The 23,187-nt window shown below is 28.9% G+C and carries 22 protein-coding genes; 3 read left to right on the top strand and 19 right to left on the bottom strand.

Features of this window, described 5'->3' with window-relative positions; genetic code table 11:
* Positions 1–87: 87 nt before the first annotated feature.
* From AYC61_RS04465 to AYC61_RS04435, 5 genes are all read right to left on the bottom strand, one after another.
* On the bottom strand, positions 88–1,557 hold the full coding sequence (locus AYC61_RS04465) for a BCCT family transporter (protein ID WP_066497469.1): 1,470 nt from the start codon (positions 1,555–1,557) through the stop codon (positions 88–90).
* Positions 1,558–2,224: 667 nt separating this feature from the next.
* Positions 2,225–2,701, bottom strand: a complete 477-nt coding sequence (gene grdA, locus AYC61_RS04460; protein ID WP_082759781.1) for a glycine/sarcosine/betaine reductase complex selenoprotein A — start codon at positions 2,699–2,701, stop codon at positions 2,225–2,227.
* Positions 2,702–2,734: 33 nt separating this feature from the next.
* Positions 2,735–3,052, bottom strand: coding sequence for a thioredoxin TrxA (gene trxA, locus AYC61_RS04450; RefSeq protein WP_066497464.1), 318 nt, complete (start codon positions 3,050–3,052; stop codon positions 2,735–2,737).
* Positions 3,053–3,148: 96 nt separating this feature from the next.
* The gene (gene grdH / locus AYC61_RS04440; protein WP_082759780.1) at positions 3,149–4,462 is read right to left on the bottom strand and encodes a betaine reductase selenoprotein B; all 1,314 of its coding nucleotides are present in this window, start codon (positions 4,460–4,462) and stop codon (positions 3,149–3,151) included.
* 12 nt (positions 4,463–4,474) lie between these two features.
* Positions 4,475–5,800, bottom strand: coding sequence for a glycine/sarcosine/betaine reductase component B subunit (locus AYC61_RS04435; RefSeq protein ID WP_066497454.1), 1,326 nt, complete (start codon positions 5,798–5,800; stop codon positions 4,475–4,477).
* A gap of 842 nt (positions 5,801–6,642) precedes the next feature.
* Between AYC61_RS04435 and AYC61_RS04430 the strand changes: the two genes are divergently transcribed.
* Entirely contained in the window at positions 6,643–7,317 is a 675-nt protein-coding gene (locus AYC61_RS04430) for a TetR family transcriptional regulator (protein ID WP_162265435.1), read from the top strand.
* A gap of 61 nt (positions 7,318–7,378) precedes the next feature.
* Here AYC61_RS04430 and dagF read toward each other — a convergent pair whose 3' ends face one another.
* From dagF to AYC61_RS04380, 10 genes are all read right to left on the bottom strand, one after another.
* Positions 7,379–8,131 carry a 2-dehydro-3-deoxy-phosphogluconate aldolase gene (dagF, locus tag AYC61_RS04425; RefSeq protein WP_066497448.1) on the bottom strand — a complete coding sequence of 251 codons (753 nt, stop codon included), beginning with the start codon at positions 8,129–8,131 and terminating at the stop codon, positions 7,379–7,381.
* A 15-nt stretch (positions 8,132–8,146) separates the two neighbouring features.
* The gene (locus tag AYC61_RS04420; RefSeq protein WP_066497445.1) at positions 8,147–9,259 is read right to left on the bottom strand and encodes a DgaE family pyridoxal phosphate-dependent ammonia lyase; all 1,113 of its coding nucleotides are present in this window, start codon (positions 9,257–9,259) and stop codon (positions 8,147–8,149) included.
* A 131-nt stretch (positions 9,260–9,390) separates the two neighbouring features.
* Positions 9,391–10,077, bottom strand: a complete 687-nt coding sequence (locus AYC61_RS04415) for a DUF4310 family protein (protein WP_242866736.1) — start codon at positions 10,075–10,077, stop codon at positions 9,391–9,393.
* A gap of 19 nt (positions 10,078–10,096) precedes the next feature.
* Positions 10,097–10,801 carry a DUF4311 domain-containing protein gene (locus AYC61_RS04410; RefSeq protein WP_066497443.1) on the bottom strand — a complete coding sequence of 235 codons (705 nt, stop codon included), beginning with the start codon at positions 10,799–10,801 and terminating at the stop codon, positions 10,097–10,099.
* 21 nt (positions 10,802–10,822) lie between these two features.
* Positions 10,823–11,128: a DUF4312 family protein gene (locus AYC61_RS04405; RefSeq protein ID WP_066497442.1), complete on the bottom strand. Its 306-nt coding sequence runs from the start codon at positions 11,126–11,128 to the stop codon at positions 10,823–10,825.
* Position 11,129: 1 nt separating this feature from the next.
* Entirely contained in the window at positions 11,130–11,492 is a 363-nt protein-coding gene (locus AYC61_RS04400) for an SFCGS family glycine-rich protein (RefSeq protein WP_066497441.1), read from the bottom strand.
* A complete protein-coding gene (locus AYC61_RS04395) occupies positions 11,493–11,879 on the bottom strand; it encodes a PRD domain-containing protein (protein WP_066497440.1) in 387 nt (128 codons plus the stop codon). It abuts the gene before it with no gap.
* Between the two features lie 27 nt (positions 11,880–11,906).
* Entirely contained in the window at positions 11,907–13,022 is a 1,116-nt protein-coding gene (locus AYC61_RS04390; protein ID WP_066497435.1) for an amidohydrolase/deacetylase family metallohydrolase, read from the bottom strand.
* Positions 13,023–13,051: 29 nt separating this feature from the next.
* A complete protein-coding gene (locus tag AYC61_RS04385) occupies positions 13,052–15,076 on the bottom strand; it encodes a PRD domain-containing protein (protein ID WP_066497433.1) in 2,025 nt (674 codons plus the stop codon).
* A gap of 469 nt (positions 15,077–15,545) precedes the next feature.
* Complete coding sequence (locus AYC61_RS04380) at positions 15,546–15,821, bottom strand: hypothetical protein (protein ID WP_066497430.1); 276 nt, start codon at positions 15,819–15,821, stop codon at positions 15,546–15,548.
* Positions 15,822–16,483: 662 nt separating this feature from the next.
* On the opposite strand from AYC61_RS04380, the gene AYC61_RS04375 reads away from it, so the two are divergent.
* A complete protein-coding gene (locus tag AYC61_RS04375; protein ID WP_066497428.1) occupies positions 16,484–17,320 on the top strand; it encodes a glycosyltransferase in 837 nt (278 codons plus the stop codon).
* A gap of 39 nt (positions 17,321–17,359) precedes the next feature.
* Positions 17,360–18,184 (top strand): glycosyltransferase, encoded by an 825-nt coding sequence (locus tag AYC61_RS04370; protein WP_066497426.1) that lies wholly within the window; start codon positions 17,360–17,362, stop codon positions 18,182–18,184.
* Between the two features lie 71 nt (positions 18,185–18,255).
* On the opposite strand, the gene AYC61_RS04365 is transcribed toward AYC61_RS04370, so the two are convergent.
* The 4 genes from AYC61_RS04365 to rfbB all read right to left on the bottom strand — a co-directional run bounded on the left by AYC61_RS04365 (position 18,256) and on the right by rfbB (position 23,012).
* Positions 18,256–19,557: an ATP-grasp domain-containing protein gene (locus tag AYC61_RS04365; RefSeq protein WP_202906799.1), complete on the bottom strand. Its 1,302-nt coding sequence runs from the start codon at positions 19,555–19,557 to the stop codon at positions 18,256–18,258.
* Positions 19,558–19,594: 37 nt separating this feature from the next.
* A complete protein-coding gene (locus AYC61_RS04360; RefSeq protein ID WP_066497424.1) occupies positions 19,595–20,683 on the bottom strand; it encodes a DegT/DnrJ/EryC1/StrS family aminotransferase in 1,089 nt (362 codons plus the stop codon).
* A gap of 193 nt (positions 20,684–20,876) precedes the next feature.
* The gene (locus AYC61_RS04355) at positions 20,877–21,941 is read right to left on the bottom strand and encodes a glucose-1-phosphate thymidylyltransferase (protein ID WP_066497421.1); all 1,065 of its coding nucleotides are present in this window, start codon (positions 21,939–21,941) and stop codon (positions 20,877–20,879) included.
* Positions 21,942–22,010: 69 nt separating this feature from the next.
* Entirely contained in the window at positions 22,011–23,012 is a 1,002-nt protein-coding gene (gene rfbB / locus AYC61_RS04350; protein WP_066497416.1) for a dTDP-glucose 4,6-dehydratase, read from the bottom strand.
* Between the last annotated feature and the right edge of the window lie 175 nt (positions 23,013–23,187).

Below are 23,187 nucleotides of genomic sequence, written 5' to 3'. Positions count from 1 at the left end.
CTCCATAAGATATCGGATAGACTGCATATGTACTATATGCCTATCTATCCATTTTATAGTTAATTTTTTCACATATATATGTGTGAATTAAATATTTTCCTTTCTTAATGCTTTAACTATTGATATCATAGTAAAGAACATTATAAAAACAAATGGGAAAGCTGCAACAATCGAAGCTGTTTGAAGCATTTTTAGTCCACCTGACAATAATAGCGATAAAGCAAGTAAAGACTGAATTATTCCCCAAGTAACTTTTCTTTTTAAGTCTGGATTTAAGTCTCCATTTTGTGACATCATACCAAGTACGAATGTAGCTGAATCTGCTGACGTTACAAAGAATGTACAAAGAAGTATTACAGCAACTAAAGATATAAGAGTTCCCAGTGAATATTGATCCATAACTACAAAGAACGCTGTAGACGTTTCTGCTATTGCTACTTTAGCAGTTTCGAGTCCTGTTTCTATTCCCAGTGTTCCAAAGCAAGCAAACCATATCAATGAAGCAAGTGTTGGTGCTAAAAGTACTCCTCCAACAAATTCTCTTATAGTTCTTCCTCTGGAAATACGAGCTATAAAGGTACCTACAAATGGAGCCCAAGCTATCCACCAAGCCCAATAGAATATAGTCCAAGACCCATACCATGCACCTTTACCAAATGGGTATGCATCTACAACTAAATCTTTAGCGTACATCAAAATACCTTTCCCTAATGAACTAAATATTAAAAGTGTTGGTCCAATAATTATAGATATGATTAATAATACTCCAGCAATACCAACATTTAAGTTAGATAAAAACTTAATTCCTTTGTCTAAACCTGTAATAGCTGACATCATAAATAATATAGTTACAACTACTACAATGATAATTTGAACAAGCTTGCTTTCAGGAATTCCAAACATATAGCTTAAACCACTGTTTATCTGTAAAGTACCTAAACCCAATGATGTTGCAACTCCGGCAACGGTAGCAAATATAGCTAATATATCAATCAATTTACCTATAGGTCCTTTAGCTGCTTTTTCTCCTATTAATGGTATAAATACACTACTAATGAGACCAGGTTTATTTTTTCTAAATTGCATGTATGCAAGTGCTAAAGCTAAAACACTATAATTTGCCCAAGGATGTAAACCCCAATGTAAAAACGATTTCATAATTGCAAAATCAGCTGCTGCTTGAGTACCAGGTTCTCTCATTGTACCTGCAAAGTGATTTAAAGGTTCAGCTACACCCCAAAACACAAGTCCAATTCCCATACCCGCTGAGAATAACATTGCAAACCAAGATATAAAGCTATAGTCAGGTTTTGAATCATCCGGACCAAGTTTTATTTTTCCGTATTTACTTAAAGCAATCCATACAGAAAATATAATAAACAATGACATTACTAATAGATAAAGCCATCCAAAATTACCTACTAAAAACCCAAAAGCCTTGTTCGCTGATATTTCAAAGTTTCCAGGTGCAAATAAGCCCCAAGCAACTATTATGAATACAACTGCTAAAGATATATAAAAAACAGCATTACTTTTTTTCTGTTTGACAGAATTCATATGCTATCTCCTCTCTTTTTTAGTAAACTCCTACTCGTTTATCATTAAAAGTAAAGGAATTTACGTTAAGATAAAATTTGTGTTCATTACTTAAATGAAACTCCTACTCACCTTGTTCCTAGGAGTAAGAGACTCAAACCAAATCATAGATTTGGGTTCCCTGCTTTCTAACTCTTTGCCTCAAATACCCATTTTTATATATTGTATTTTTTGTCTATCTTTATTGTTTTCTATTTCTTATATCATCAATCTGTAACTCCTACTCACTTTGTTCCTAGGAGTAAGCGACTCACACCAATCATAGATTTGGGTTCCCTGCTTTCTAACTCTTTGTCTCAAATACCCATTTTTATATATTGTATTTTTTGTCTATCTTTATTGTTTTCTATTTCTTATATCATCAATCTGTAACTCCTACTCACCTTGTTCCTAGCAGTAAGCGACTCACACCAAATCATAGATTTGGGTTCCCTGCTTTCTAACTCTTTGTCTCAAATACCCATTTTTATATATTGTATTTTTTGTCTATCTTTATTGTTTTCTATTTCTTATATCATCAATCTGTAACTCCTACTCACCTTGTTCCTAGGAGTAAGCGACTCACACCAAATCATAGATTTGGGTTCCCTGCTTAATATGGAAAGGGTGAAATATCACCCTACCATAATTAGTCATTGAATTTACAAAATTCTTCTCTTATATCAGTCATTTCTTCTATAATTTCATCAACATCCAGTACCATTTCCATCATACCAATTTGTTCTTCATAAACGTCTGGATTAACTTCGTCCTTAAATTGAGGTTCAACAACATGATATACTCTAAGCCCTAACTGGACTCCTGCTAATGGACCTGCAAAAGTAGGGTCTCCACCAGTAACTGTTTCAGCCGCTAAACCAGCTGCTTCAGCTTCTGCTGCTCCTAATAACACGATGATATTTTCATCACCATGCTTTTCAGTAAGTTCTTTAACCCTTTTTTGATTTTCCAAATCCATTGCTCCTGCGGCAGTTCAGACAAAACATTCAGTTGAAGAAAAAACTACTTCAGCTCCTGTTTCTTTAAGACATTCTTCTACAGCAGGACCAGGGATTCCATCTCTGTCACCGATTACGATGACTTTTTTACCATCATATAATCCCATGATTACTCCTCCTTTTTTTGTGTTAAAAGCTATCTATATATATTTTTTTATCATAGCTTCAATATTAGATTCTGTTGCATCATCTTTTGTTAATTCATCTATCTTTTGACCATCTTTATAAATAACTATAGTTGGTAATCCTAATACTTTTTGTTTTATAGCTAATCTTCTTGCTTTAGTTATATCTAACTTACAAAATTTCATTGAAGCTTCATATTTGCCTGCCAATTCTTCAACTGAAGGTAACAATGCTTTACATGGTTCACAACCTTCACTCCAGAAATCTACAAATACATAACCTTCAGCTTCTAATACTTCAGGTTCAAAAGTCTTTTTGTCTAATGCTAACATTTCTTCCACCTCTTTTAATATTAACCCTAGTTATTCTTATAACTTTGAATAATATGCTATAGGGTTTTAAATTTTCTATAAATAATCTGGGTTTATCTATATTTTTACTTTATAAATTGTCTGTTCTTTAACATCGTCTGTTAAAGCGTCTAAAGCAACTCCTACTCTATGATATCTTAGCTTCCATTGTTCTTCCTTTGTTGTAGCTGGATCTCCTAATGGATATGGTATAGATATTGTAGGCACAATCTTATTCGCTCCAACTGTTTTAGCAACCGGAATCAAGTTAGCCATTTGAACTACAGGAATTCCAGCTCTTTCAATTTCTTTTACCATCGTTGCACCGCAACGTGTACAAGTACCTCAGGTAGATGTTAGTATAACTGCGTCAACTCCATCTTTCTTTAGATACTCAACTATTTCTTTACCCATTCTTGCTGCTTCGCCTTGAGTAGTCCCTGTACCAACAGTTGAATAGAAATACTCATGTACCTTTCCAATCTTCCCTTCTTTTTCATAAGCTTTAAGAGCATCTACAGGTACACATACATTTGGATCTGCATCAGCAGCAGCAGGGTCATAACCCGCATGGATTGTTTTAAATACTCCACCTTCTAATCTATCCATTTCTGATATATCATATCTTCCCCATCTAGTAGCAGAAGCTGATTGAATTCTGTCTGGATTGTCAACAGGCACAATACCACCAGATGTAGCTAGTGCAATATTTGCTTTTGATAAATCTAATACAGGAGCTGCAATAGGTACTCTATCTAATTTAGGTATTGGCAATTCTGTTTGAAATTCTTCACCATTTACTTTTTTAATAAGCATCTCAACAGCACGGTCAGCAGCAGTTTTTTTACTTTCAAGCCAAACTTGATGTCTAATTCCTCTTTCGTAATAACCTTCTTCCTCTGCTGTACCAAGCTTTTCACCAGCTAATATTTTATCTCCGTAAGCAGCTATTTTCTTAATATCTTTTCTCATGGCAGCTGCACTTTTACCACCTGGGAAAATAACAATATCTTTCTTAAACATTTCAACACCAGGATTTTCTTCATGCATTGAAGATATAACTGGTACATTAAATTTTTCCTTTACAGCTTTTGCGATTACACCACAAGCATTTCCATATCTACCTGCTTGAAAAGCTGGGCCAGCGAAGAATATATCAAACTCTTTATCTTCTAAGAAGCCTAATATTGTGCTAACAGCTTCTTCTTCATTTGAACCCATGAAGTTATCTCCACATATAATAGTGTGTGTAACCTCTGCATTTTTTAATCTTTTATCTAGCTCCATTGCAGGTCCAACATGACCTTCTCTTATCTCCGGTGCAAAATCAGCTTTATCCTCTCCTCCGATTTGACCAAAGAATTGGTTTAAATATAATATTGCTTTCTTCATCTTTACACCTCCTTAAAATTCCTTCATTGTCTTAGTCGACCATCCAACTACTCGGTCTCCACAGAACATTGCATTGTTTTCCATTATTATTGATCCGTCTTCTTTTACTGATGATCCTAATATTTCATCACTATCCCAACCACCTGATAAACCATCTCTAGCTAAAGCTTCAAGCTCACCAATAACTGTTTCCATAGGAGGTAATTTTATTAATTCTGATACGTTACCACAAGATACTATTGCATTTGCTTTTTCATCTAATGTAACAAGTGGCTGACTCGCACCATCTCTTCCTGTACACTCATTTGTTATACCAACAGTTTTAACTCCTGCATCTTCTAATGCTACAACACATGCAATAAAATCTGCATCTGGATTTCCATAGCCTTCTTCTGCTACAATAGCTCCATCAGCACCTAATGATTTAGCAATTTGAGCCACAAATAAAGCAGAGCGTTCCTTTTGCTCTAATGCAACATTTAAATTTGATAATATTACTCCTAAGAAATTTAATGTCTTCCCATGCTCTTGATATAATTTCTTTATTAAAGGTAAGTTTTGAAAATCATAAGTTGACCATTTTGATGAACATGGCATAAAGCTTCCTGATATAATAGCACCATCTAAAATTTCATTAGGATGCATTAATGTAGGAACTAAATGATTACAATCCCATCCATAAACTAAATCGTTATATCCTGCTTCTTCCATTTGTGATTGAGGTTGAAGTACTAAAACAACATTCTTTAATTCCTCAGCTTCTTTCAATCTCTTCGTAATAGGTGGAAGTTCATACGTTTCTACTTCATCTGGCTCTAATTCTTTTACTGAGTTACCAATATACTCAGCTAATCTCATTCCAGCCCATCTTAAAGCTTTATTTTTCTTTTGTTGTTCTCTTTTTTCAAAATCTTCATCAGTATCTGCTACTAAAACAATATTCTTAAGTTGTGAATAATAAGTATACTTAGCACCTTCACCACTCATATCAATTAGCCCATCCTGGAAACCACCCCAGTGTTGTCCTACAACAATTACACTACAACCTTTTAATGCGTGTGTCTTACCATTTCCAGCTTGTGTTAAATCACCAGTAACTCCTGGAAACAAAGGGTCACCATTTAATTTTACTCTTGGCTCTATAGCCTCTTTAACAGGTACTAAACGTACCTTATCTCCTGGATTAACTATTTTTATATCAGCCTTTGTAATATGTTCATCTTCTTTAACTACAGCTAAAGCCTCTTCTTTATTAATAGTTAATACTCCATTTTGAAACTCTGTTTTGTCACCAAAAAGAATTTCTTTAACATTAAAATTACCTATTTCTAGTTTCACAATACACACTCCCTTCTATTGTTTATAGGATTAGTTTTATATATACTAATTTGAATGAAACTCCTACTCAGTTTCTTTCTAGGAGTAAGTGATTCACGCCAAATTAAAATTTGGGTTCTCTGCTTAATAAACAAAGTCATTACTCTGATTTTGTTGGAAAACAACACAAGAATATTTTGATATTTTATGTTTATTTCTACATAGATTAAGCAATTAATAAACTATGCAATGCTAATAATATTATTTGTATTAAAAATTTTTTTAACCATTACTGATAAAATATTTAATCATGATTTATTCATACCATATGGCTTTAATAAATAGTCAATATAATATTTTTTAGTTTACGATAATCATTGTTAAAAGTCTAACATAATAAAACAAACAATAACTTTTCTATGTATAAGATGCAAACATTTGCACAGTAAAATAAAAGTAATTTTTCGTTTTATTTTTTGTTATTTTGGCAATATTTTAGTAAAATTGATTCTATTTTGATTTTGTCATGTTTATTTTGTAATCATGATTGTTAATAATTTATTTATCATGATTTTATCATAATCATGATTATGAATCAACATTTATTTTAAATTTTTTTTAATTCAACAGTTAAACAAAGCTAAACATCGAAATTTCAGGTAAAAATTATATTTATGTATTCAAATTTTAACTCCTTAATAAAAAACTAAAAACTCATCTTCTGCTTAACTTGATTTTTTATTAATTATTCTATATAATGAACCAAGTAGCTCATTTATTAAGCAAAATATTGAGACTTTTGGTATAATTATATTAATAGAAATAATTTCTACACTTGCTTGTAAAAGTATGTGTAGTAAAAATTGAAAGGTGATTATATGTCAAATAAAGAAATTCAACGTAATCGAATGATGCGATACTTCATTGATGCTGCTGCTGAAATAATAGAAAATAAAGGTGTTGACAATGTAACAATTAGAAATGTAGCTAACTTGGCTGGTTACAATAGTGCAACGCTTTATAACTACTTTGATAATTTGCATCATTTAATATCTTTAGCTTGTATCAAATTTTTAAAGGACTATGTAAAAGATCTTCCTTCATATATAGCAAAAGCTAATAACACTTATGAAAAAACTCTCTATATTTGGGAATGTTTTTGTGTTCATACATTTGAGAAACCTGAAATATTTGCTTCTATATTTATACATAGTCAACAAAGAACTATAAGCGGATATATAAAAGATTATTATGAAATCTATCCAGAAAATTTACAAGACATGTCTGAAGATATAAGAAGAATGCTTACCTATAATGATTTATATGATAGAACTTTGGTACTTCTTTTACAATGCCATAAAGATGGATATTTTAACAAAGAAGATTTAAATGATATAAGTGAATTATCATATTTTATTTACACAGGTATGCTCTTAGATATTTTATCTAATAAATATAAAGGTTCAGTTGAAGAAGCTGTACAAAAAACAATGAATTATCTTAAAAAATTATATAATTCTTTTAGAATAAACAAATAAAAACAACTCCAAATGTAGCTTTAGGAGTTGTTTTTATTTGAAATTATAGCACTACTCTTTTCTACTCAAAAACTTTTTTAATCTCATCATATAATTTCTTAACTATATCTAAATCAGTTAATCCAGTTTCCTTATCAATAGCTGAGCTATATACATGTGGTATAACTTTATCACACCCAGCATCAACACAAGTCTTAACAATGTCATATATATTTTCTACTTCTATACCACCAGTTGGTTCTATTAATGGTATACCTACTCTCACACAGGCTTTAGCTACTTCTTTTAATTCTTCTAAATGCTTTGTTCCCTTCATATGAAAGAATTTTATTGAGTTTACACCTGCATCTTTTAGCATTGATAGTGCAGTATCTACATCTACAACAGCTTCCTTTGCATCAGAGCTTAGAGGTCCAGTAGATATTTTTACTTTACCAACTTCACCAGTTGGGCTGATAAGTGCATTTACTATTGTATTTTTGCATTCCTTCCCTTTTAGAAGACCTGCTGTATAAGCTGCAGTTGTAAAAACCTGATTTACATGTCCTGGGTCTGTCTCTGATGCAATTTCTGCAGCCATTTTCCATTGGTTAGGATCTCCTGCACCTAATCCTATTGATATTACTGGTAGTTCTTCTAAAAATCTTTTTGCATATGTAACAGCCTCTTCAACTGTGTTAAAGTTCTTTGATAATATACCAATAACTACATTACCGTCTAATACCTTTGCTACGTCTTTAGCATTTTCTAAATCTTTTGCTAATAGATTTAATGCTACTTTGTCTTTATAAAAATTGAATTTTTTTATTTGCATAACTAATACCTCCAATTATTTGATGTTCTCAACAATGTTTTGAAATCTTTCTAAGATAATTTTCTCTTCTCCTTTTTGCAAGGGTCTTGGATCTACATTAATTATTCCTAAATTAGCATAGTGATTTCTTGTATAAATAGATGGGTTTCCTTTTTCTAATTCATTTATAATATAGTATGCATCAACCCCTAAAACTTTTGAATCAATTTTAATTCTCGTTCTGTATATTGCCCTTCCTGCTTCGTCTTGTGTAATTGATGCACTCAATCCTTCAATTTTATTTATTTCCTCACTTAACCATTCCATGTTTTTCTTTTGATTTTTAACAATTTTTTCATTATTTCTATTTTCATAAAGCTCTAATGCTTTTAACAATCCCATAATATTTTCTTTTCCAACCTTCATTGCTCTTCCAATGCCTTTGTATTGTAATTTACAGCATTGTATTAAATCCTTTCTACCAGAAATAAATCCCGATGTAGGTCCTTCAATAGCCTTACCACCACTGTATATTACTAAATCTACTCCTAATGTTATATATTTTCTTAAATCTTCTTCTGCTGCTGAATCTATTATTATAGGAAGATTATGTTTATGGGCAATTTCAACCATTTTTTCTATTGGTACCATCCCCTTTTGTACTGCGTGATGAGATTTTACATATAATAAAGCTGCTGTTTTATCATTTATAGCATCTTCAATATGAAAATCTTGTACCTTGTTTGCCTGTCCTATTTCGATTGGCACTCCTCCACCTAGTCTCACCATCTGTGTTAGTGAAGCTCCAAAATTTACAGCATGTCCCTTTTGCAGAATTATTTCATTTCTTAATCCATCACTAATAGGCAATTTTTCAATCACTGAAATATTATTCTTTGCTATACATGCTGCAGTTGATATAGCAATTCCTGCGGAAGCTCCAATTGTAACACAAGCATCCTCTCCCCCTGTATATCTTGAAATTATCTCACCAGCTTTATCAATTAATGAGTCTATTTTCACAAAACTCATTCCTGCTTCCTTCATATATTCTCCAACTTTATTATCAATTGTTGACACCCCTAAAGGTGTCATTTTCCCACTTGAGTTTATAACCTTAGACAATCCAATTGATTCGTATATATTCATTTTGCAAACATTCCCTTTCTTTGAGTATTATATTAACCTATTAACTTAATAAAATATCAAGACATACTATAATAATGAATCATATAGTATGTCCTTTATAAGCATAAAATGTTACACTATTTGTTTAACTTCTATACATACATATATATCGCTCCTAAAAACATTGCACCTAATACTGCACCTCCAATAATTGGCTTATCTTTCTTATGACATATTGCTGCTCCTATAACTGCACCCATTCCTGCTGCAAAATTATACTTTAAAGCCATTATAATTATTATAGGTCCAAACCATTTTCCAACGATATTTCCTGCTCCCATCATTACATCAGTTCCCATTGTATTATATCCACTTGGCATAATTTTTCTTACTACTAATATAATAATTGCTATAGTTAAACCAATACCTGCTCCTACTATCAAAGATAAAATAAAATTATCAAGAACAGTTTTATATCCTAGAGAAAGAAATAAAGCAGGCAATCCAGTTCCTACACCAGTCATTATTGAACCACCTATGTCTAGAATACCAACTAATGGTCCTTCCAATATCCTAGCTATTAAAAAACCACCAGCGAAACCTATTAATGCTGCATAATCTCCACTCTCTAATGCACCACTTAACATAACAGTTACCGATGTAGTACTAAAGCTTCCTGTATGAAACTTTAAGAAAATGTGCGTTCCTGCAAATACACCGGCACATGCTAGCATCATTAAAATGATAAATGCTTTTTCAGTCATTAAAAAATTATTTGCTCTAATTTTAAAATCATCTTTTTTATTAACGTTTTCATTAATTACACTACTTTGCATCATGTCTGTCACTCCTTTTCAATTATATATTTATCTTTCCTCTAAAGTATGCTATAGCTAAGAACATAATACTAATGAATATTATAAATGCTTTGCTTCCCTTACTATTGAAACCAGAATCTTCTACTGATTGTCCTGCAAGTATACCTAATATACAACCAGGAGTAGCATTACCCATAATATATTGAGCTAATCCTCCAAATATTGTTGCTAGAATACCTTGCCATTTTCCAGCATCCAATGCAGCAAGCCAAAAAGCAACAGGTAACACTGGCATTAAAATAAATTTTGCTGCAGGAGTAACAACTTGTTCAGCAATTTCCGCCATGCCGCTAGGTATACTGCTAGCTAGAGTATTTAAGAACGTAACTACAATTGCACCCACTATAGCACCAGCCATTAACATAAAAAACGGATTTTGAGCACTATCTTTTTTCTTAGTTTTTGATATAACAACAGCAGCAGACCAGTTTGGTACAATTCTGTGTAAAACATCTGAACTTAATGAGCCTGTTCCTACTACAGAAGCTGCTGAGCTAAAAAGTAAACCAAGACCAAATGTAAAATGTGACACTGGATCTCCGGAGCAAGCATTCATTTCTCCTAATGTTCTAAAAGCTCCCATTCCTTGCACTTCTGGTGCATGAAACATTCTAGCTGCTCCACCGGCAATACCAGCACCAGCTAATGCACCGACAATTATTGATTTGATAACCAATTCAAACATATTATTCCTCCTATTTTTTGATTATTTTATATTCCTCAGAAATTTAACTTTAACACTTACTTCCGCTGTTAATATGTATTTAGTCCTTTTCTGAGGAAGAAAAAACATAAGAAATTTTTCTATTTTTTCTTCTACTTGATAATTTTTTATAATGAATTTTTCAGGAACCATATGGACTAAGTATCCTTCCACTTTTGAATAAATGTCTTTTCTTAACTTAATGAATACATTATTAATAGCTTCTTCTACTGTTTTCCCTTCAGAATTTAATGTTATTACAATGTTTTTTTCTTCAATTAAGTTTTTATTTAATAAATCATTATTCATGTTAATCATTATCCTTTTTCTTATAAGCTTCAACTATTTTAGAACCTAGTTCTTCAACATCTAAAAAACTGAATCCTAAAACTTTATAGCCTTTTTTTATTGCTGTAATTCCACTTTCTATTGAACGTAAATCATATGTTGCCTTATACCCATATTTGTTACCTGCGGCTAAAGCTCCACCTCCTCCGCCTCCACAAAAACTTATTCCTATATCTGCATTTTCTTTATGCATAACATCACCCAGTTTCATATCTGCACCAACTCCAGGAATCACAATAGCTTTACCTCCTGCTTTTTCAACTCCTTTAGCAACTTTAAAACCTTTTCCTAGTCTGTGTCCTATTACTACCTTAATTTCTTTCATTTAACATTCCTCCTTATTTAATCTTTCTTTCATTGCTCCTAAATGTGAAGATATTAATAATATTTCATCTTTTGGAACTATGCAATTAAAATATTCATTCATAATTTCTATTATTTTTTCTCCCATTTTATATAATTCTTCCCCTAGTTCAGCAAAAAGCTCACAATCCACTTTGATATATTCTTTTTTCTTTGCTCTTTCATAAAATGTTGTAATATGAGAAACAAATACTATACCTGCAGTTTCATCAAATTCAATGCTATTAATTTTGCAAAACTCCAATATTTTAATAGAACATTGAATTATTTTATCTATTTCTTTTTCATTAATTTCGTGCATGTTTTTAACCCTTTTTTTTACTATATCTTCAATAATAGAATAATCCATTTATTATTTCCTCCTTACGTCTACCTTTTAGAACTGTTTAATGTTATTTTTATTAATAGCATATTTGATAATGAAATGTTCGAGTATATTCATTTTATTTTGGTCTGAATCTTCAACTTCAATTGTATTATTTTTTAATTCTAGCACCGCTATATCCGCAATATTTCCTTTAAATATATGGTTATCTACATCCAATATTTTTGAAGCATTCCTACTAACACATTCAAGTATTTCTTCAACACTCAACCCTAATACTAAAAACTTTGACATAGTAATTAGCAAGCTTTTTACAGGTGAATTGAAGTTTCTAGCATGAATATCTGTACTAATCGTTCTTGGTTTGAGTCCTAATTTTATAGCTGCTTTTGCAATATTAAAATTGAAACTCGCAGTACCATGACCAACATCAAATATGACACCTCTTTTATAAGCTTCTTCAACTTCTTTTAATACTTTACCATTACAATCAAACATTCCACCAGGTTTTCCATGATATATATGAGTTACTATATCTCCCTTATCAAGTATATTAAGCACATCAATAATTTTTGGTGGTTCGTTTCCAATATGAACCATTAAAGGTAATTTCATTTCTTTTGCAAACTTTTTTGCAATCATAATAGGTTTAATTCCCAGCTTTCCTACAACTGACTTACTAGCTCTAACTTTTATTCCTTTTATGTAAGCTCTATTATCATTAATTACTTTCTTGTTTAAATTCAGATCAATATTATTTAAATCAGTTAATTCACCTCCATGTTTCAAACCATATTTTGATATGTTTAAAAAACTATATACATTGGTTTTACTGTTTTTAATTACATCATCCCTAAATTTTTCAAAATTTAGTGCTCCTGCACTACCAGCATCAACAACTGTACTAATACCCATATTAACTCCTATATCATCAGCATTAATTCCAAGGCTTGTCTCATCTGGGTATACATGAGTATGCATATCAATCAAACCTGGTATAATGTACATACCACTTACATCAATTATTCTTGTTGTCTTTTCAGTTATTATGCTTTTTCCTATTTCGTGTATATATCCATTATGAATTAGTATGTCATAATCTCCATACAAATTAATTTTATGATCTATAATCTTTCCACCTTTTAGTATTACATCATACGTACACATAATTTTTCACCTCTGATATTTTCAAAATCCTAGATTAAATATCTCATAATAGCTACTGTTTCAGTATCTGGTATTTCTAAATCATAATCTTCACTAATTTTATCTAAATACGCTTTGATAATAGCATAGATTTCAGGGTTTTCTTTTTTATATTTTTGGAAATCTTTCTCTTTGTAATACTTACCTGCTTGCCACCTATAGATAGACATTACTATATGGATAACTATCCCCCACAAGCTTGAAATATCACTGTTAACTTCAATTTTCTCACTTATTTCTTTCAACATTTCTCCTATTTCCACTAATATTAAAGAGTTCATTTGAGCAAATCGTTCTGATATTTCTATCTGTTTCGTAGGTTTATTAGAATTGTTAACTAAAAAACCTGTTAAGTAGCTAAGCTCCATTTTCAGCTTTTCTTTATCCTCTCTACTTATATACTTATCTACAACATTCATTATAGATTCAAGCATATAATTTCCTTGTTGTATTTCTTTAAGCTGAATATTTGACTTTTCTTCATTGATAAAAGATTTTATTTTATTTATTTCAATATTATTTATTAAAGGGCTTACCTTTATTACTGGTTTATCTAAAGACTTAAGGTATACTGTACTTATGATTAAATCAATATCATTTAACAATGTATGTTTATCCTCAAGTTCAAACATAGATACAGTTTCTACTATATCCAATTGAGGTATACAATTTTTAATTCTCATTGCTAATATTTTTGCTGAACCTTTACCAGTAGTGCAAACTACTAACGCCTTCTTTTTTTTCTTCTGCTTAGATATTTCAATATGAGCTGCTAAGTGTAAAGCAATGTATCCTATCTCACTCTCAGGTAATTCAATATTATTCTCTACTTTAAAAACTTCTGACATCTTTCTTGCAATATCAAATGAGTCACAGTAATTAGCTTTTATTTGGTCTAAAAGTGGATTATCTGATATAATATTCAATTCATATTTTTTCAATGTTAATTTTAAGTGCGATAATAAGTCAATCTTCAATTTGTCATAGCTATACTCACTCAACAATACATATTCCTTCATTACTTTTATCATCTTGTCTACTACCTCGCTTAATTTGTCTTTTGTGTCAAATATGTTTTCTTGATACAAATACTCTAGCTTAAGATTAGATGATATAAGATGAAGAGTAATGTTTGCTATTTCGTCTTCTGGAACTGTAACACCATAAATCTCAGATAATCTTTCTCCTATTTCATCAGCTATCTGATACTCTTTATAGTCCTTAATCATATTTATCCTTTCTGGGGATAATTCAATATTTTGTCCTTTTAATAATCTGTCCATAGCTATTGCTATATGAACAAGAAGAGAAACATAAGAACTGTCTGGAATCCAAAAGTCGTTAGTTACTTTGCTTAGTTTTATTGCCTTTTTAATATCTTTAATATTAATTTGTTTTGATAAATTATTAAGCGATTCAATATTAAAAGTTGAATTTTCATTGTTTTTTGTTTTTTTATCAATATTACTAACTATTAATAACAGCTCTTGACTGCTCATATTTTCAATAAGTATATCGCCAATAAGTTTTCTAATGTTTTCTTCATTACCAATAACCCTGTAACCTATCCTTGGTTTACTTCGTAACTCAATTTCATATTTGTTTAGCTCTTGTTTAACTTCTTTCAGGTCTTTCATTATAGTAGTTCTGCTTACACCTAATTCATTAGCTAAGAACTCTGCTGTTACAGGCTCTATTGACTTAAGTAATTCAAAGAGTATATAATGAAATCTTTCAACTTTCGATAATACACTTATCTGACGATTAGTTGTAATTATTTCACTTTTTAAAATGTCTTTTTCTCTTTTCTTTAAATCCAACCATATACCTACATTTGGTCTCTTTATCAAAATAATATTTCTAGTTTTTAACCAGTATTCAATAGCTTCCAAATCATACCTAATAGTCCTAATACTTAAATTAAATTTCTTGGCTAGTTCTTTTGTTGAAATAGGATTATTTATATTAAGTAAATCTTTAATTATTAGCCTTTGCCTTTCTGTAAGTTGAATCATACACATCTTCTCCCTGAAATGTTGTAATGAGTTATCTATTTATATTTTCACTATACTATTTCCTTTTTGTTCTTGATTTATTATACCTTATGCTTATCCATATAAAAACAAGTATTCATTGCACTTGGATTGTTGCAAAAGTTTACTAATGATATGTAATCTACTTTACTTAGGTATTTCTACTCTTCTAGCATTTATATGTTTGTATAAATTACATCTTAAAGCTATAAATTCCAATAATATAAAAGTACTTTATTTAATATTGTAAGCTTTTAGACAATATGCTGCCTCATATGTGTTTCTTGGCTAATGGTATTTAGAACCCTCCCACTATAGATTACACCCATACTCGGAGCACAATTAAAAACTCCCAAAATATATATCAGGAGTTTTATTTGTTAAACTATAGTTTATAATTTTTTTTACTATTAAAATCTTTTTTAATACGATAATTATTAGTAATAGGTAATTATTTTATTTGTCCCTCAATGATTTTTTCTAATCTATCAATTTTTTCTTTTAACATGGCAATATCTGAAGCTAAACTAGACGTATCACTTGATTGACTCTCTAATAATGCTTCTTGAGCATTTACTGCAAGTAACACCTGAGAAATACCTTGTAAATAATTTCCAACAAAATTCTGTTGCTCTAATGTTAATAAATCCGCTAATACTGTCCCTACTGCTGTAGAAATTAAATTTGATATCGTTGTTATTCTATTTATTATTATCTTATTTTCCATATAAATCCCGCCAATTTTATATTCTATATATAAACTTACTATCAATACTATTCCAAATTGCTTATTTAAAATTAAATGCTATATTGCTTGAAGGACTCTTTATGCATTCGAGAATGATATCTTAGATGTAATATAGACTACGCCTGTTCGGGTAATTTAAATAAATTGAATTTTAACCTCATAGTACAAATATTATTCAAAGATATATGATTAGTCAGTGATAATAATTTATTAGCTTAGTATTATACAACATACGTATATATTGTTTTAATACCTTATATTATATATTATTCCTCATTTTAGTATATGTTATATATCTATTTATGTTTTTATTTATTTCTTAATATATTATTTGATTTTGTATTAAATAAGCTTCACAAATAAACCTCATTATATTAAACCAGAACAAGATTTTAAATTCTCTGCTTACGGACATAAATTGTTTTATGCTGCTTAGTTGTTAAATATATATTACCGAATAGATTTTTCATTTTGAGACATTACTAAAAAAATAATTTAATTTCACCCAGTAGATATTACGGCAAAAGCTAATAGCATTATTGTTATCAGAATTTTATATCTACAAATCACAAATAAATTTAAATATCATATTATTTAATATAATAATAATTTATTAAAATTTCACAATAGAAGGTGCTATTATGGGTGTTTCACGTAAATTTGTAATTAGTAAAGAATTACTAGTAAGAACTAACAATAAAAACAATCCAGTTAATAAATCTTTATATGATTTAATTAAAAAGAGGAAACAAAAAAGAAAAAATGTTATTGATAAAAATTTAGAAGAAAAAAGTGTTACGGTTATCACTTGCACCCACCGTCCTAATAAAATGAATCAAGTCTTTCAGAATTATTCTAGACAATTATATAGGAATAAAGAGTTAATTGTTGTACTCAATAAAAATTGTATGAGTTTAACCGATTGGAAAAATGAGTCTAAAAAATACAAAAACGTTCAAGTTTTTCAACTAGACGAAAGCTTGACATATGGAGAGTGTAAAAACTTTGCTATTGATAAATCAAATAATGACTTTATAACTTTCTTTGATGATGATGATTATTATGGTCCCAGCTATCTAAAAAAATCTATACCAGCTTTTACTTATACAAAAGCTGGTATAATCGGAAAAAGAGCCGCATATATTTACTTTCTTGATAAAAAAATTCTTGCTATACAACATCCTAAATTTGAAAATCGCTATGTTGACTGGGTACTTGATTCTAGTATGGTTTTTAAAAGAGAAGTATTTGATAAAATTAGATATCCTTTAAATTTTCCTCGAGGAGCAGATTGGGAGGTACAAAGAGAAGCTTACAAAAGAGGATACAAAATATATGCAACAGATAAATCTAATTATGTAGTAATAAGAGCATCAAGAAAAGACGGTCATTTATGGAAAATTACAGATGAGGAGTTATTAAAAAGATGTGCTATTGTCGGTACTGTACAAGATTTTACTAAGTATGTTAATAGCTAATGTAAAGGTATTTAAAATATTATGTGAAAGGTAAAATAAATGAATATGAAAAATCACATTATTACAAACCCTGTAAATAAAACAATACCCAATAGGAAAAAATTCAAATACAAATATACTAATCCAAAAACAAAAAAGAAAATTAAATTGCCTTTCATAACTGTTTATACATGTACCCATATGCAAAAATATATGAATAATATTTTTGAGAACTATAATAGACAAATATATAAAAATAAAGAATTAATTATAATTTTAAAAAATAATAAATTAGATGAAGCTGTTTGGAATAAAAAAGCAAGCTCATATGAAAATGTTAAAATATACAAACTTGACGAAACACTAACGCTTGGTAAATGCTTTTCTTTTGGTATTAAAAAATCTAACTATCCATATATATCAATCTTTGATCATGACGACTACTATGGCTCAAATTATTTAGCTGATTCAATAAAAATCATCAATAATAATAATGTATCTATGATAGGTAAATTTACGCATTTTGTTTACTTTGAAGAAAGTAAAATTTTAGGTTTAAGAAATCCTAATTTTGAAAATAGATATGTAAAAAAATACATTACAGGTGGATCTATCATTTTTAAAAAAAATATTTTAGAAAAGTATAATATTAAATATGAATATAACAACAATGTTGATTGTGCTATCAGCTCTGGTCTTATAAAAAATGGATTAAAAATCTATTCCGTTGATAGATTTAATTATGTATATCTTAGACGTAAAGACAAAAACAATCATGCTTGGAAAATAGATGATAGAGAGCTATTGAAAGATTGTAAAATAATAGATACTGGCAAATCATTACATGAAATAATTAAATCAAATAAAATTTTTAAACATTCTTAATTATTTAAATGTGACTTAGCGAATTAAAAAAACTCTTTAAATCCTATCCTAGAGTAATTTAAAGAGTTTTTTTAAATTTTCCAATCTATTAAACACTCAATATTGTTGATGTCAAAAGTTGGAATATTTAATTTACTCGCAACTTTTAACCTTTCTGAAAATGAATCATCAATAAATATAGAACTATTTTCTTTTATATATTTATATTTTTCATCAGTATTTTTTATATATATAATTTTTTCGAATATATTTCCAATCTTAAATTTATTTAGAATCTCTTCTATGTCTTTATCATTCCGAGTAATAAGATATATTTTTTTATTTTTATTTAAACATTGATATAAAAATCCAATGAGTAAAAAACAAACCTTACTTTCATATATTAATGTGTCATCTAAGTCTACATAAACATTTTCATAATAATAATCAATTTTATATCTTGATATAAGAGCTCTATCCATTTCAATATCATAATTGTTAGTTATTACTTTAATATCATATCCAAGTCTATCATATAAACTTAATAGAGAAAAATTAATGCCTATATTCCTGTACAATCCCATTGTTCCTGCAACTCTAGGAGCTATTTCTAATAAAGCATAGTCATTGTTTTCATTTATTTTTACTTGAAAAAACCAAACTCCTCTCATTATTAAATTCTTATTTATTTCTTGTGCCATATTATTGATTCTTTCATCAAATATTGGTGATGAATTTACACTTATACCATTTTTTATTCGTTTTCTTTCTCTAGCTCCGATAAACACTAATTTTGAGTCTCTATCAGTAAAACAATCAACTGTATACTCCTTACCAGGTAAATATTCAAGTATTAATAAAGTATTATCTAATTTTCTATAAAAACTAATTTCATCTTTTGTGTTTGCAATATACGTTCCTTTAGAACCACAGCCTATATCAGGCTTTAAAAAAACCGGAAATTTAATTATATTATCAGAATTTTTATATACTGTAGGAATATTTATAATTCCTCTAAATGCATTATAGGTTTTGCTTTTTGAACAGCAAATGCTACAAGTTTCTAAAGGCGGAGCAATAATTTCACAATTTATATTTTTTCTATTTTCAACTAATTTTAAAATAACACTATCTAGTGCTGGAAAAATATAATCAATATGTTTTTCATTAATTATTGTATTTAATTCTTTTATAAAATCACAACTGTTTATAGAAGTTGAAATTTTTATATAGTTTTTATAAACATATTTACCATGATTAGAATCTACACTTGAAGCTCCAAATATTTCAAAATGCTTAGAGTAAGATAAAGACCTATGAATTTCAAGACCTATTTCAGAACTGCAAGGAAAAACTAAAACTTTTTTTTCAATGTAATCACGCCCTTCAGACATTTTTCGATTTATTTTCAATAAAATGTGAATAGTTATTCTAAATCACATTATTTATAAGTTTACATATATTTGTAATTTCCTCTATTTTTAATTTACCATACAATGGTAGACATAAAACCCTTTTTGATATATTTTCTGTTATCTTTAGGTTTTCATTATTCTTAGCGAATAATTTCAAACTACTAAGTGCAGGATAAAAATATCTTCTAGGAAAAATATTATTTTCGTTTAACACTTTTAATGCTATCGTTAATTTATCTTCATCACTAAATAATACAGGCATATAACTGAAATTATAATTTTCTTTTCTAATCTTTTGAAACCTAATTGAGCTGTTATTATTTAATAAGTTCAGATATAATTCATATTTTTCCTTTCTATTATTCAATTCATTATCCATGTATTTTAGGTTTGCTAATCCCATTGCAGCGTGCATTTCTGACATCTTGGCATTGGTTCCAAAATCTATAATCTCTTTTTGTTCATTGAACCCAAAATTTCTTAGTGATTTTAATCTATTCATAAGTTTCTCATTCCTTGTTACACAAGCGCCACCTTCAACTGTATTAAATAACTTTGTTGCATGAAAACTAACAACAGATATATCACCATATTCTAAAATAGATTTTTCTTTATAATCTACAAACATAGCATGAGCGGCATCATAAATAATTTTTAAATTGTATTTCTTTGAAATTCTATCAATTGCTTCAATATCACATGGATTACTAAAGGTATGAACTGCTAAAATAGCTGCAGTATTTTTACTTATCCTATCTTCAATTTTACTTGGATCTATATTAAAAGTCTCTGGATCAATATCTACAAATACTGGTGAACAATTTTCCCAATTTATAGCACTAGCAGTTGCGATAAAAGTAAATGGTGTAGTTATTATTTCACCTTTTAAATGCAATGCTTTTATAGCTAATTGGATTCCCATAGTTCCATTAGAAGTTAAAACAAGATTTTTCAATCTTAGCTTTTTCTCTAATTTTTCTTCCAATTCTTGAACTAATGGACCATTGTTGGTTAATATATTGTTTTCCCATATTAATTGAAGATAACTTATATATTCATTTATTGGAGGTAAAAAAGGACGTGTTACTAATATCTTTTTATTCATAATACTCCCCTTTATTATTTCATCTATTAATCTTGCTTAATTTACTATGTCTACTAGTTGTTTAAACATTATATCCCATTCACCGTTTCAACGAGGCGGGATATATGCACACGACCTGTTAAATCTAAGCGTTACCCGCCACTTATAGAGGTGGAAGACATCTTGATCCTTGTTTATATAAAGCAAACTTATATTAATACAATTCCACTTGACTATTTTTACCTAATAAAAACTTATTTGATTGTTTACTTTTAAAACTTTTTTTTATTATAGTATCTTGAGCAACTATACTTGAATCAATGATTGTATGAATGTTTGAAATAATACATCCTTCTAAAATAATGCTGTTTTTTAACTTTGAATTTATTATATTAACATTATTACAAATAGATGAATAAGGACCTATATATGAGTTTTTTATTATAGTATTATTACCAATTATTACAGGACCTTTAATAAAGCTGTTTATTATTCTAGAATTTTCACCTATTATTATATTACCAGAAATTTCACTTTTAGCGTCAATTTCACCATTTATATAATGCATTATTCCCTTCATTAGATACTGATTTCCATAAATAACATCTTGAGGATTGCCTAAATCTTTCCAAAAACCTTCATGCATTTTATACGTTACTTTATAACCTTTTTGAATAAGCCATCTTATTGCATCAGTGATTTCATATTCTCCTCTCCATGAAGGTTTAATGTTTTCACATGCAGCAAAAATATTTTTATCAAAAATATAAATTCCTGTAATAGCTAAGTTTGAAGTTGGTATCTTTGGTTTTTCAACAACATCTACTACATAATCATTGTTTGTTTTAGCTACACCAAATCTCATAGGATTATCCACTTGCTTTAACAAAAGATTACAATTACTATTATTTAATTTGAACTCATTTATAAGCAATTTAATATCTAAATCATAAAGATTATCTCCTAAAATCATTATAAAATCATCATCTTTTATAAACTCCCTAGATGATGATACTGCGTTTGCTAGACCAATGGGCTTTTCTTGTTTTATATATTCAAGTTTTATTTTTTCAGTTTCATATTTCTTCAAACTTTCTTTAAACAGTTCCATATTATCATTGACTAATATCCCTATTTCATTTATATCAGCTTTTATTAAAGAATCTATTATATAAAATAGCAAAGGCTTATTTACTAATGGTATTAATTGTTTTGGTAATGAAAATGTTATAGGAAATAACCTAGAACCAATTCCACCACAAAGTATTAGAGCTTTCATTTTATTACCTCTCCTCTCTATATACAGTAAATCAAGAATTGTAAATTAATGTATTGATTCTTTAACCTGTCATCTACTTGAATTATTCTGTTTCATGTACAGTTTTCTATATGCTATTTCCCACCAATGCTTATTTTCAACATACCAATCTACAGTATCTTTCAAACCTTTTTCAAATTCATATTTGGGGCTCCACCCTAGATGTTTAACTATTTTTTTATTATCTATAGCATACCTTATATCGTGTCCAGGTCTATCTTCAATAAAATTTATTAGACTATAAGATTTTTTTAATATATTTAATATAAACTTTACTACTTCTAAATTACTTTTCTCATTAATTGCTCCTATATTATATATCTCTCCTACTTTACCATGATGTATAACAGCATCAACAGCTCTACAATGATCTACCACATGAATCCAATCTCTAATATTTTCCCCATTGCCATACACAGGTAGATACTCATTATTTATTGCCTTAATAATCATTAATGGAATCAATTTTTCAGGAAATTGATAGGGACCATAATTATTAGTACATCTTGTTATAACTGCTGGTAAACCAAAACTTTTATAATATGATAGAGCTAAAAAATCAGCACTAGCCTTACTAGCTGAATATGGACTGCTTGGATTTACTGGTGATTTTTCCGTAAATAAACCTTTTTCTCCTAATGATCCATAGACTTCATCAGTTGAAATTTGAATAAATTTATCTACATTATAATTTTTAGCTTCATTTAACAGCACCTGTGTACCCAAAATATTTGTTTTTACAAAAATTTGTGAATTATTAATACTTCTATCAACATGAGATTCAGCTGCAAAATTTATAATACAATTAACTCCTGTTTCCAATATTTTTTTTACAAGATTTATATCATTAATAGAACCTTTAATAAATTTATATCTATAATTATCTTCAATATTTATTAAATTGTTAACATTACCTGCATAAGTAAGATTATCTAAATTTATAATCTTATAATTTTTATATTTATTTAGAAAGTAACGTATGAAATTACTACCAATAAAACCAGCACCACCTGTAATTAAAAAATTTGTCAAAACAATCACCTGCCATCTACTGTTAACATAAAAATTGAATGTAAAATTACTTATAATATATATTATTAAATGATTTATAAATTGTTAATTACTATTTTAAAACCATTCGTTTGATTTAAAAATAGTAATACTGCCCTGCAACTTTGTTATTTTTCTTCTACAGATATGCCGCAAT

The sequence above is a fragment of the Abyssisolibacter fermentans genome (genome assembly GCF_001559865.1).
In the GTDB taxonomy this organism is placed as follows: domain Bacteria; phylum Bacillota; class Clostridia; order Tissierellales; family MCWD3; genus Abyssisolibacter; species Abyssisolibacter fermentans.
Note: the sequence above shows the minus strand (reverse complement) of the source record. Positions and strands in the feature narration are given on the sequence as shown.

Coding starts and splice junctions, on each gene's coding strand:
- AYC61_RS04390 (WP_066497435.1), bottom strand. CDS start 13,022: ATGTGTACGTATGATGTAATACTAAAAGGTGGAAAGATTATAGATCAT.
- AYC61_RS04395 (WP_066497440.1), bottom strand. CDS start 11,879: ATGGATTATTCTATTATTGAAGATATAGTAAAAAAAAGGGTTAAAAAC.
- AYC61_RS04360 (WP_066497424.1), bottom strand. CDS start 20,683: ATGAATAAAAAGATATTAGTAACACGTCCTTTTTTACCTCCAATAAAT.
- AYC61_RS04375 (WP_066497428.1), top strand. CDS start 16,484: ATGGGTGTTTCACGTAAATTTGTAATTAGTAAAGAATTACTAGTAAGA.
- AYC61_RS04380 (WP_066497430.1), bottom strand. CDS start 15,821: ATGGAAAATAAGATAATAATAAATAGAATAACAACGATATCAAATTTA.
- trxA (WP_066497464.1), bottom strand. CDS start 3,052: ATGTTAGCATTAGACAAAAAGACTTTTGAACCTGAAGTATTAGAAGCT.
- AYC61_RS04365 (WP_202906799.1), bottom strand. CDS start 19,557: ATGTCTGAAGGGCGTGATTACATTGAAAAAAAAGTTTTAGTTTTTCCT.
- AYC61_RS04410 (WP_066497443.1), bottom strand. CDS start 10,801: ATGTTTGAATTGGTTATCAAATCAATAATTGTCGGTGCATTAGCTGGT.
- AYC61_RS04355 (WP_066497421.1), bottom strand. CDS start 21,941: ATGAAAGCTCTAATACTTTGTGGTGGAATTGGTTCTAGGTTATTTCCT.
- AYC61_RS04370 (WP_066497426.1), top strand. CDS start 17,360: ATGAATATGAAAAATCACATTATTACAAACCCTGTAAATAAAACAATA.
- AYC61_RS04415 (WP_242866736.1), bottom strand. CDS start 10,077: ATGATGCAAAGTAGTGTAATTAATGAAAACGTTAATAAAAAAGATGAT.
- dagF (WP_066497448.1), bottom strand. CDS start 8,131: ATGCAAATAAAAAAATTCAATTTTTATAAAGACAAAGTAGCATTAAAT.
- AYC61_RS04405 (WP_066497442.1), bottom strand. CDS start 11,128: ATGAATAATGATTTATTAAATAAAAACTTAATTGAAGAAAAAAACATT.
- AYC61_RS04400 (WP_066497441.1), bottom strand. CDS start 11,492: ATGAAAGAAATTAAGGTAGTAATAGGACACAGACTAGGAAAAGGTTTT.
- AYC61_RS04420 (WP_066497445.1), bottom strand. CDS start 9,259: ATGAATATATACGAATCAATTGGATTGTCTAAGGTTATAAACTCAAGT.
- AYC61_RS04465 (WP_066497469.1), bottom strand. CDS start 1,557: ATGAATTCTGTCAAACAGAAAAAAAGTAATGCTGTTTTTTATATATCT.
- AYC61_RS04385 (WP_066497433.1), bottom strand. CDS start 15,076: ATGATTCAACTTACAGAAAGGCAAAGGCTAATAATTAAAGATTTACTT.